Here is an 11,580-nt window from a genome sequence, read left to right as displayed (position 1 = left end):
GTCGGCAAGCTCAAACGCTTCAAGCGCGTCGCACTACGCTGCGAGAAGACGAAGCGAAATTTCGCTGCCATCGTTTCCATCGCCGCCGCATTCATCTTGGTCAAATCCGTCCACACTGCCTAGCTCTCCTAGTTTTCTATATTTACGGGTGGTGTTAGGACCGCTTTCATCATATGGTTCAGTTGCCCTTGCAGGAACGGTTTTGGTAAGCGGGGTATTCCAGCTCCGGCCCCGCCAGGGAGTTCCGCATATCCGGTCGCGAGAATGTATGCCGGGGTACAGTTTTGCGATCCTTTCGTAAAGTTCGATACCGGTCATATGAGGCATCGCCTGGTCTGTAATTACGATGTCCGGAATGATGCCCTGTTCCAGGATCCTGAGAGCGTCTTCAGCCGATTGCGCTTCGATAACTGTATGGCCGAGATCTTCCAGCATAAGAGCTGTATTCATAAGGACCAGGCCGTCGTCGTCAACGACCAAGACAGTAAGGGAACGCTCAAGTGGGGGCGCATCCACCGCAGTTGTGTCCTTCACTCCCGTTGAACCGTCTTTTTCAGCGATCGGTAGCCAAAGCTCAGCGGTCGTTCCCTCGCCCTTTCGCGACTTCAGCACCAGGCTTCCGCCGGACTGCGCCATGGACCCCTGGATCATTGAGAGGCCGAGGCCCGTTCCCTTCCCTATACCCTTGGTCGTAAAAAAAGGCGTGGTCGCCTTCTCCAGCGTCTCCTCATCCATTCCTTCTCCTTCATCAGTGACGGAAAGCACGACGTAATCGCCGGCTGAGAGCTCATTGATTTGGCCGGCGCCTACAAGACAGGATGAGATGGAGAATGTTGTGCCGAAAAATCCGCTGCTATTGGGGCCGGCTGCCCAAGAGCAATTTGGCGCCATCTGCTATCGGTTCAACGAGGTCACGAGAGATCTTGAAGTTCTGCTGATCACCACGCGCGAATCCCACCATGGGCGATCCCGAAGGGTGGGGCCATGGTGGGCTAATCTCCGCATCGGGTTGCCCAACAGGAGGCCCGTGAGGAAGCCGGCGTATGCGGCAAGGTGTCAAAAAAGCCGTTCGGTCACTTCACCTATCTCAAAGGTATCGATAATGGCGACAGAGTACCCTGCATAGTACAGGTCCACCTCCTGAAGGCGGAGAGCACCCTGGATCGCTATAAGGAACAGGGTCAGCGCGAGGTGTTGTGGTGCAGCTGCTTAGAGGCAGCCGTCAAAGTCGGCGAACCTGAACTCAAGGGGCTATTTCGTCTGCTTCACGAACGCAAGATGAAACTTAAATGATCTCTCCATTATTTCACCACTACTGCCGCCGACGGGTCCTCGGTCGACGGCCTAGCCGGTGGCCGAAACCCGCAAGCCAGCTAATGAGCTCCCTCCTATTGTGAGGATGCATGGAACCATGCAGAAAGCTGTCGGCATCTACGCCGGCGAAGCTGGTTCTCTTCGACCTGTTACTGTCGCCCGACGGCAGTTCCTATCTGCGCAAGCCTCTGACCGACAGGCGCGCCGCGCTGGAAACGGTCATGGGTCGATATCTGGAAGATGCGCTCGTGCTGTCACCCTTTACGAGAGACGTGAAACAGGCGCGTCGATGGTTGTCCGAGGCTGGGAATGGCGGGTTCGATGGCGTTGTCTGCAAGCATCTCGACGGGGCCTACGAGGTCGGCAGCCGCGCCATGATAAAGGTGAAACGCCTGCGCATGGCAGACTGCGTGGTCGGTGGTTTCCGCTATGAAGTCAACTCCCGCAAGGTGGGCTCTCTGCTTCTCGGTCTCCACAACGACAATGGCGGCCTGGATCATGTCGGATTTACCTCGACCATTGCCGATGCGCAGCGGGAAAGGCTGACGGCAAGGCTCGAAGCGCTGCGCCAGGCGCCTGGATTTACCGGAAAGGCTCCGGGCGGTCCCAGCCGCTGGAGCGGCGAGCGAAGCGGCGAGTGGGAACCATTGAGACCCGAACTCGTCGTCGAGGTGAGGTTCGACCACGTCACCGGGCACCGGTTCCGGCACGGCACCAAGCTCAAGCGTTGGCGATCGGACAAGAAGCCATCGCAGTGCAGGTTCGATCAGATCGAGGAAGCGGTCGCAAAGGACCCGACAGCCTGACGGTCGGTCTTGAGCGTGCTGCCGCGGCCATGAGGGCCGCCACAGACGACCAATCGACTTGAGTCTTGCTCCCAGCTTGCATCTTTGTGAAGCCTTTCGAAAGGACGCAGATGATGATCGCTGCGGTGGCAGCCCCGCCCGGAACCAATTGTCTCTCCATCCGTTTAACAAGGCTATTTCTACCAGGACGTAAGAGCATGACCGCGAACGATGTGGAACGGCCCGGCGATCGTGCCTATGAGATATGGAGAGAATGGGGTGACCTTGACAGGGATGAGCTGTCCATCTCCGATCGTCTGATGCGGAGAGGCGTTGGAAACAGGGGATTGCCGCGTGAGGAACCCTCAGGCAGATCGGCCTTGGCGTCTGGCGGTCGCATGAGGACACCGCCTTCTTTCGACGATCTGGATGCAGGTTTGCTACCTGCCGCAGTTGCACCCGGACGCCACGGTTCTTGAGCGGCCGCGGGGCGCGTAGCTCACCCCATTTTTCCGCTGGGTCTTCTTTGGGGAACAAAGCGTGCAATTCTCTAAGTCGATTGTCGCTTACACCGCGACAATTTGAAATCGCTTCGAGCCGCAGCCGCCTCGCTTTCGCTACTGTTGCGAGCGTCAATCGCGATTGTCGCATATCAGTCCCATTCAGATCGCATAGCAAACCAACCGGCTGGTGATATATCTGAGTTTGTCGTCATTCTGATCGCTCCAGCAAGCTGGTCTGTTCCTGCCCGGCCAGGCGGGCTTTTCTTTCTATTGAGTTCCGGCACAAAATGATCAGAGCCATCCTCGACATACTCCTGACGATTGCTATCGCTCTCGTCTGGGTTCTCGGTCTCGCTTGGGGCATCATCGAAATCGCCAAAGCGCTGAAGTGGATCGGCTAAGCCATGCGGGCATTGGGATTACCTGGACGGCTGAAACGGAATAGAATTGCGACGCACGGAACAGTGGTGCTAGGGCCGGGCGTTGGACGTTCTCCTGCTCCCGTCTCAGAGCGCCCGCCGACCTTTAGAATTCTACTTTGTTGCAGCCTGCGCGTGCGCGGGTTGACTGATCCTCGACAGGACCTAATTTGTGAGGCGCACAGACGTTTCCCCTGTGCAATGGACCCACTCTATGCCCGCCTCGCGCGGGCTCTTTTTGTAAGCGAATACAATCCGCGCGTATGCCAAAATGGCTTCATTGGGATCATTAAAATCCCGATGTGAAAGTTGTTCAGGAGCCCGCCCCAAAACTTGCCAATTTCGAAAATTGGCCTACTTTGATCGCAGTGGGCTTAGCTTTCGCGCGGCTTTTCGCAATCAAACGTGCTTACGAGTATGACGATGCTTCCGTGCCGGCTGGCCGAGCGTCGAGTTCGCCGACGCCGACAACGAGATGAAAGTGACAGCCCAAGGTGCCGGCCTTGAAAGAAGGACATCGAGGTCCTGCTCAAGGACGGCGTTCTAACGCTAAAGGTGAAAAGCGCTCCGAGACCGCAGACAAGGATCGGCAGTTCACTGTGCGTTATTATGGCCGCTTCGAGCGCCGCATACGGCTCGGCGTCGATTTCCCGCTGGTACCCTTCCATGTGGCTGCTTCCTGACCGAAATCTTGATCTTGAAGATCCCGGCACCATCTAGAATTCGTAAGGCCGCCGCCAAGAGCGGTCTTTTCGGAGGAGACAACGATGTCAGAAAAGTGGAATAAGCCAATCGAGGTCGGCTTCGGCGTCTCGGGATACAGAACTGTAACTGGTCCTTTCGACGCGATGATTGTCCTCACGGACCTGTGGCCAAAGAGATCCGGCCAGCGTTTCATCAAAGCTCGCAACGCCTGTAGAGCAGCCATTGCTGGTCGCATCGATGTTGAGGATGCTCGAAGAGAGTTTCTTGCCGCAGCAGAGGAAGCCGAACTCAGCACCCACTAAGGTCGAAGTATATTCGACGTGTGATTCCGCTAATCGCCAGGGCTACGGTGTTCCAGTCCGCAGCGTTCCATGACCTTGCCAAACCGGACCTCAATACGTCAGGGCGGCGGCCCCAAAGTCGCTGCCGCCACAAGTGCAGTGGCCACGCGCGGCACTCGGCTTTCTTTTCGGAAAGTCACGATCTTCGTAATCTTCCTCGATACGCTCTGCCTCACGCTTCTGCTAGTCGACATAGGCGAACTGCTTGGAACATCGTCTTCCTGATGTGAGAGTTTCCGCACTTCACCATCTCGCATGGCGGAGATTGGAGGTACCCGTGGGCCCGCCGTCCTGCCTGCATTTTGACCGCGTGATGGCTGGAAAGGGTTCTGGGACTGATTGGTCCCTAGCACCGTCCACCGCAGCGAAAGCTCGCTTTCGGCCACTTGAGGCTCAACGCCAGCGATCTATATCCTTTCACCTCTAAGTCTCGCTGCACAGGTAGGGCATGTCCGAAAGATCACATGAAGTGGAGACCATCGACGCGCCGCGCATTTCCAGCGGGGTAGAGGGCCTTGATGTCATCCTTGAGGGTGGCGTGGACGAAAACCGCTTGTATCTCTATGAGGGCCGCCCCGGCACAGGCAAAACGACGATAGCCTTGCAATTCCTTCTCGAAGGCGTTCGGCAAGGAGAGCGAGTGCTGTACATCACGCTGTCGGAGACCGAGCGCGAACTGCAGCTCGTCGCCAAACGCCACGGCTGGTCGCTCGACGGCGTCAGCCTCTTCGAACTTGTTCCTCCGGAAACGACACTCGATCCAGACCGCGAGCTGACGGTGTTTCATCCGGCTGAGATGGAACTGAACGAGACGACCAATCTCATCCTCGACCGGGTATCCGAGCTCAACCCGAAGCGAGTCGTCATCGACAGTCTTTCAGAATTACGCCTCCTTGCTCACAGTCCCCTGCGTTACCGGCGGCAAGTGCTCGCGCTGAAGCACTATTTCACCAACCGACAGTGCACGGTCATTCTTCTCGACGATTTGTCGTCTCAGCAAAACGACCTGCAGCTCCATTCCATTGCGCACGGTGTCGTCCTGCTGGAGCAGACCGCGATCGATTACGGCGCGGAACGTCGACGCCTTCGGGTCGTAAAGATGCGCGGCATCAAGTTTCGCGGTGGCTACCATGATTTTATCATCGAGAAGGGCGGGCTCCACGTCTTCCCCCGGCTCATCGCAGCGGATCACCATCTTGCATTTGAGGAGGAGTTTACCTCGAGCGGCATAGCGGAACTCGATCAGATGCTGGGTGGCGGGCTCGAGCGCGGGACGAATGCCTTGTTTCTCGGCGCAGCCGGGGTGGGAAAATCGTCGCTAGCCCTGACCTATGCTCTGGCGGCCGCCGACCGTGGCGAGCATGCCGTCATCTACGCTTTTGACGAAGGGCGGGGAACGCTGCAAGCACGCGCCAAAACTCTTGGCTTCGATCTGCAGAAACATCTGAAAAGCGGGATGATCCGCTTGCAGCAGATCGATCCGGCGGAAATGTCGCCGGGAGAGTTCACCGCTAACGTCCAGAGAAGCGTCGAAAACGACGGTGCCCGCGTCATCGTTATTGACAGCTTGAACGGCTACATGAATGCAATGCCGGACGAGCGTTTCCTTATCCTGCAGATGCACGAACTACTGACCTACCTCGGCCAGCGAGGCGTGACGACAATCCTCGTTCTCGCTCAACATGGGCTCGTCGGTCCTCTCGAAGCGCCGCTCGACCTGAGCTACCTCAGCGACGCCGTTGTGATGCTGCGTTATTTCGAGGTGCAGGGCAAGGTTCGCCGCGCGATCTCGGTCGTCAAAAAGCGAAGCGGTCAGCACGAGCATAGCGTTCGCGAATTCAGCCTGTCGGATAAAGGTATTCGGCTTGGGCCACCGACGGCCGGCTTCATTGGCGTGCTGGCGGGATCGCCCCATTTTACCGCAGCTCCAGCAGTAATTTCAGTTGACGGACGTGATGGCGTTAAGTGAATTCGAGTCCGAACCCGTTCTCGTCTTTGCTCCGGTGGGCAGGGATGCGGCCGCGTCCGTCGAGCTGCTCATGCGCAACAGGATCGCTGCCAAAGCATGCCGTGATCTTGCTGCTTTCGTGGCATCACTTGAAGCAGGAGCTTCAGCAGCGTTTCTTGCGGAAGAGGCGCTGTTTGGAACACATGCCAGCTCCTTATACAAATGGGTCTCGGACCAACCACCGTGGTCGGACCTTCCTTTTATTTTGCTCACCAGCCGCCAGGAGCAGATGGGCATCGAAGGGTGGCGGCAGGACGTAATCGCCAAGCTGCGCAATGTGGCTCTTCTGGAGCGGCCGGTCCAGGCGCTGACACTCGTTAGCACGATACAGGCAGCGCTTCGTGCACGAACGCGGCAGCTGGAACTTCGCGCGTTGCTCGAGGAGCGCGAGCGTTCTGCACAGGAGCTTGAGCACCTCGTCGTGGCCCGAACACAGGAGCTCGAAGCGGCCAACAAGGCCCTGCGCGACCAGATGCGCGTTCGGGCGCAGGTCGAGGAGAAACTTCATCAGGCGCAGAAGATCGAAGCAATCGGCCAGTTGACGGGGGGCGTCGCTCACGACTTCAATAACCTGCTGATGGTCATTTCCGGGGGCCTCGAAATGCTTGATCGGCAGGCGGACCCGGCGAGGCGCAAGCGGCTGATGGACGGCATGCGGCAGGCTGCTGAAAGAGGATCGGGCCTGACACGACAGCTGCTGGCCTTCTCCCGGCGACAGGATCTCAAACCGCAAACCATCGACCTGGCGCGCCAGATCGGCGGCATGCGCGAGTTGCTCGACCGGAGCTTGAGGGGCGACGTCCACGTCGTCATTGATCTCTCACCAAACCTGTGGCCGGTCGAAGTCGATGCCAGCGAACTCGAACTCGTGGTTTTGAACCTCGCGGTCAACGCGCGCGACGCGATGCCAAAGGGGGGCACGATCAAAATTACCGGCGAGAATAAAGCGGCACGGGCAGAAGCTGACGGTCAAGGCGACTTTGTTCGCCTCATCGTCGCTGACGATGGCTCTGGGATGACGCCTGAGGTGCAGGCTAGGGTATTCGAGCCCTTCTTCACGACGAAAGATATCGGCAAGGGATCGGGTCTTGGTCTCGCGCAGGTTCACGGCTTTGCTCAGCAGTCTGGCGGAACGGTCGAGATAGAAAGTGAAGTGGGGAAAGGAACCACGATCTCGCTAATGATGCCGCGCTCCGCGAAGCGTCCTGCATCTGATCAGCATCCCCTGGTCGATCTGCATATCGCGAGGCGGCCAGCAGAAGCTGCCGGTAACGTGCTGTTGGTCGAAGATGATGACGAAGTCGCGGCGCTCGTTGCCGAGATGCTCGACGAGCTCGGATTTGAGGTGGTGCGTGCGGCTACGGCTGCAGCTGCCCTTGGCGCCCTGGCAAACGGCCGCAGCGTCGACCTTGTGTTCTCGGACATCATGATGCCAGGCGGGATGAACGGCTTGGTGCTCGCGAAGGAGATCCGGTTCCGCCGGAACGATTTACCCATCCTGCTCACCAGCGGTTATTTGGAAGCGGCGAAACAGGACGCGGAGGCACAGGGAATCAACATCCTGCGCAAGCCCTATCAACTGGCGGAGCTCGAAGAGGCGATCCGGCGAACCATGGCCGGCGGAGACGGAAATTGAGGGTGCAACAAACAACAGCGGGAGCGGCTCGACAGGGATCGAGCATCCAAGATGGACCGTGCATCCTTTCGCCGGCTATTTGCAGGCCTATGCGGCCGACGAGAACGCCCAACACGCGCCAACCTTCGTCGCTTGCCGATTACTTAATTTTTCCGCATATCCCTGCAATGCAAACCAACCGTGTTGTATATCGGGCCGCACCATCTGCGCCTCAGCGAGCACCCATAGAATGAATATTGCCTCCCATTTCCCCGCCGAACGTCTTCAGCAGGTCCTGGACAGCGCAGTCGACACCGGGATCATCATGCTCGACGTCGATGGCACAATCACCGGCTGGAGCAAGGGCGCCGAAGCTCTGCTTGGCTGGTCGCAAGACGAAATGCGCGGCAAGACCCTGGTGGCGATCTTCCCGCCGGAAGGAGGAGCGGCCACGTTGCTCGAGGCGGAGCTGGCCGACGCTAGGTTCAAGGGAAAAGGAAGCGGCGAAGGGTGGCGGCTCCAGAAAGATGGTGGCCGGATCTGGGCCGTCGGGGAGACGACACCGATCGTCGATGAACAGAGAAAGCTTGTCGGCTTCGTGAAAGTTCTGCGCGATCGCACGGAACAGCGCGAGACGGAGATGGCCCTGCGTGAACGCACTCGTGCTCTCGAAATTCTCAACCGAGCTGGAGCCGATCTTGCCCGCGAGAACGACTTGGAGAAAGTTGTCCAGCTGGTCACAGATGCCGGTGTCGATCTCACCGGCGCGCAGTTCGGCGCATTCTTCTACAACGTCATCAATCCCTCGGGCGAGAGCTACATGCTCTATACGCTGTCCGGTGTTCCTCGCGAGGCGTTTTCGAAGTTCCCGATGCCGCGCAACACGGCGGTTTTTGCGCCGACCTTCCTCGGCGAGGGCATCGTTCGCTCCGCCGACATTACGCAAGACAGCCGTTATGGCAAGAATGAGCCGCGACGGGGCATGCCGGAGGGTCATCTTCCCGTTCGCAGTTACCTCGCCGTGCCAGTCATCTCCCGAACCGGCGAGGTGATTGGCGGCCTGTTCTTCGGTCACGCTGAAATCGGCGTGTTCGACGAGGCGTCAGAAAGCGGTCTCGCCGGCCTCGCCGGCGAAGCAGCGGTCGCTATCGACAACGCTCGGCTGTTCGATGCCGCACAACGCGAGCTGCACGAAAGACGCCGTGCTGAAGAAGCACTAAAGGAACTCAACGCCAATCTCGAACACCTGGTCAAACAGAAGACAGATGAGCTGACCCAAAATGCCGAGGCACTGCGGCAGGCCCAGAAAATGGAGGCGGTCGGGCAATTGACGGGCGGTGTCGCCCATGACTTCAATAACCTCCTGCAGATCATTGTCGGCAATCTCGACACGCTCACACGAAACCTGCCACCGGAAGCGGGACGGTTGCGGCGCGCGGCGTCGCAGGCAATGAATGGCGCGCGGCGGGCAGCGGCCCTGACGCAAAGGCTTCTCGCATTCGCCCGACGGCAGCCGCTCGACCCCAAGCCAATCGATGCCAATAGCCTGATCCGCGGCATGTCCGAACTCCTGCACCGGACGCTCGGAGAGATCTACCAGATCGAAGTGGTGCTTGCTGCCGGTCTCTGGAAGGCTGAAGCCGACCCGAACGAATTGGAAAGCGCGCTCCTCAATCTCGCGATCAACGCCCGCGATGCGATGCCTGATGGCGGAAAACTGACGATCGAGACATTCAACGCCCATCTGGACGAAGCCTATGCGTCATCGCATGCCGAAGTGATCCCCGGGCAGTATAGCGCCATCAGCGTCTCCGACACAGGAACTGGGATGGACGCCGAGACGCTGTCGCATGTGTTCGAGCCGTTCTTCACGACAAAGGACCAGGGCAAGGGCACCGGGCTTGGCCTTAGCCAGGTCTATGGGTTCGTCAAGCAATCGAAGGGCCACGTGAAGATCTACTCGGAAGTCGGGGAGGGGACGACGGTCAAGATCTATCTGCCCCGGCTCTACTCAGACGGGGCTGATGAAGACGTGGTAGAGGCACCTGCTATCCCCGAGGCTGCGGCGGGAGAAGTCATTCTTGTCGTCGAGGACGATCCGGACGTTCGTGCCTATTCGGTCGAGTCGCTGCGCGAACTCGGGTACCATGTACTCGAGGCCAAGGACGGTCCTGCAGCGCTGCAGGCGCTATCAAGCCACGGCAAAGTCGATCTGATCTTTTCCGATGTCGTGTTGCCGGGCGGCATGAGCGGCGCCGACGTGGTTGCCAAGGCGCGGGAGATAGATCCAGGGCTGAAGGCGTTGTTTACGACAGGCTATTCCCGCAACGCCATCGTTCATCATGGGCGCCTCGACAAAGGCGTGCATTTGCTGCCCAAGCCATTCTCCTTTGAGGATCTGGCCGTCCGAGTTCGGGATGTGCTTGACCGGTGAGCGGGCGGCCAAGCGCTGGTCTTGCTCGCTGCATCGCCAGCTGGCTGACGATCTCTCGCTTCCGTTACCCTTAAAGGTCGGGTGTCTGGGCGTCTCGCCGCGCGACGCTGGCGGCGCTGAACTGTGGAAACAGAACCCAATGCGCCTGCCGCGGTGTCGAAACGCGCCAAAGCAGGCCGCTGTTCTGCGGCCTGCGCGGCAAGCTCGGCACTTGCTGCCGTACTCTCTTCGGTCATAGCCGCATTCTGCTGGGTGGCCAGATCCATAGAATTCACGGCCGTGTTGATTTCCTTCAACCCCGTCGCCTGTTCCCGGGCCGCCTCGACGATCGCCGCCACGTTTTCGTTGATCTCTGCGACTTGCGCGACGATGTCGTCCAGCGACCGTCCGGTCCGGCCAACGAGGTCGACACCGGTCCGGACGTCGATGTTAATGCCGGGGGGACCGACTAAGCAACTATAGGCACATCAACGGTAGCTTTCTGTAACATGCTACCAAGAACGGACAGTCCGCCGTCGGCCCCGCAACATCCGTTCCGCGGAAGAAAAGTGGATGTCCGCCGCTGAGCAATTCCAGCGCGTTAGCTCTATTCCAATAGCACGGTCGTAGGTTCGTGTCCCATCAAGAGCAAATGGTGTTTCAATCAAACGCGGCTGTTGCATATTTTACACACCTATCCAAAAACGCGTGAGCAGCCCGCGTCGATGAGTGCTACTTTTCGCTGTACTTTTTAAAAACCTGCTATTGATCGGACAGGCCATGATCGGCCACACCGATTCCAGGTGCATTTTCGTGAACTTTGACACATTGCCGATTGTGCGAGGACCACCTTGCGCAACCAAATAGCTTTGACTTTGGGAAGTTTCGCATGCCACCCGTGAATAAGACGTTTTCCGTTCAGATTTTTGGATCTGCAGGGCTTTGGTGCGCGGGTCGTTGAAAGAACGGCATTCCGTCTTTGATGCTGTTGCTACGGCGTTGCAGTGTTGCAGCGGACGGATTTCGGGGCGTGCGCATGCCATCATTCTATTGAGGACCGAGCAGCCGATGGCGACTTCCGTCCGCCGCGCTCCGAATGAGCGCGCCCGCAGCCGGTGTCCGATGATCGATTTGTAACGACCGATCGCGGTCTCGACCAGGGATCGTTTTCCGTAGCCGGTCGCGACCTGCACTTCATTCGGCCAGCGGTGTTGATCGCCGCAATGTGTCGGTCTCGCTGGCTCGAAGGATCGGCGTCCGGCCGTTCTACCGCATTGGCGCGTGGCGGAATGACCACCGCAGCGCCGGCGCTATGCTTGGTGACGGCGCCATAGGTGGGGTTGCCGTCATAAGCGCGCCATCGCCCGTGAACTGGTCGATGGGGTCATCGATCTGGTCGAGCAGCGCCTCGACCTGCGAGGCGTCGCCGGCATCCTGGTCGGTCATGACGTGAGCGATGATCTCGCCGCTGTCGGCA

General features: G+C 58.8%; 4 protein-coding genes and 5 pseudogenes. 6 read left to right on the top strand and 3 right to left on the bottom strand.

Annotated features, from left to right (window positions below):
- Positions 1-128: 128 nt before the first annotated feature.
- A pseudogene (locus DTW90_RS36500) lies at positions 129-798 on the bottom strand (response regulator); the annotation flags it as partial.
- 617 nt (positions 799-1,415) lie between these two features.
- On the opposite strand from DTW90_RS36500, the pseudogene DTW90_RS36490 reads away from it, so the two are divergent.
- The 6 genes and pseudogenes from DTW90_RS36490 to DTW90_RS36465 all read left to right on the top strand — a co-directional run.
- Positions 1,416-2,120, top strand: a pseudogene (locus DTW90_RS36490) (ATP-dependent DNA ligase); the annotation flags it as partial.
- 1,337 nt (positions 2,121-3,457) lie between these two features.
- Positions 3,458-3,668 (top strand): annotated as a pseudogene (locus tag DTW90_RS38010) (Hsp20 family protein); the annotation flags it as partial.
- A gap of 120 nt (positions 3,669-3,788) precedes the next feature.
- Entirely contained in the window at positions 3,789-4,028 is a 240-nt protein-coding gene (locus tag DTW90_RS36480; protein ID WP_149344976.1) for a DUF982 domain-containing protein, read from the top strand.
- Between the two features lie 487 nt (positions 4,029-4,515).
- Entirely contained in the window at positions 4,516-6,036 is a 1,521-nt protein-coding gene (locus DTW90_RS36475; protein ID WP_149344975.1) for an ATPase domain-containing protein, read from the top strand.
- Positions 6,023-7,711 (top strand): ATP-binding protein, encoded by a 1,689-nt coding sequence (locus DTW90_RS36470; RefSeq protein ID WP_149344980.1) that lies wholly within the window; start codon positions 6,023-6,025, stop codon positions 7,709-7,711. Before DTW90_RS36475 ends, DTW90_RS36470 begins: the two co-directional genes overlap by 14 nt.
- A gap of 229 nt (positions 7,712-7,940) precedes the next feature.
- On the top strand, positions 7,941-10,124 hold the full coding sequence (locus tag DTW90_RS36465; RefSeq protein ID WP_149344973.1) for an ATP-binding protein: 2,184 nt from the start codon (positions 7,941-7,943) through the stop codon (positions 10,122-10,124).
- A gap of 188 nt (positions 10,125-10,312) precedes the next feature.
- Here DTW90_RS36465 and DTW90_RS38130 read toward each other — a convergent pair.
- A pseudogene (locus DTW90_RS38130) lies at positions 10,313-10,546 on the bottom strand (methyl-accepting chemotaxis protein); the annotation flags it as partial.
- 579 nt (positions 10,547-11,125) lie between these two features.
- A pseudogene (locus tag DTW90_RS36455) lies at positions 11,126-11,580 on the bottom strand (transposase); the annotation flags it as partial.

The sequence above is a fragment of the Neorhizobium sp. P12A genome (genome assembly GCF_008365395.1).
Classification (GTDB): domain Bacteria; phylum Pseudomonadota; class Alphaproteobacteria; order Rhizobiales; family Rhizobiaceae; genus Rhizobium.
Note: the sequence above shows the minus strand (reverse complement) of the source record. Positions and strands in the feature narration are given on the sequence as shown.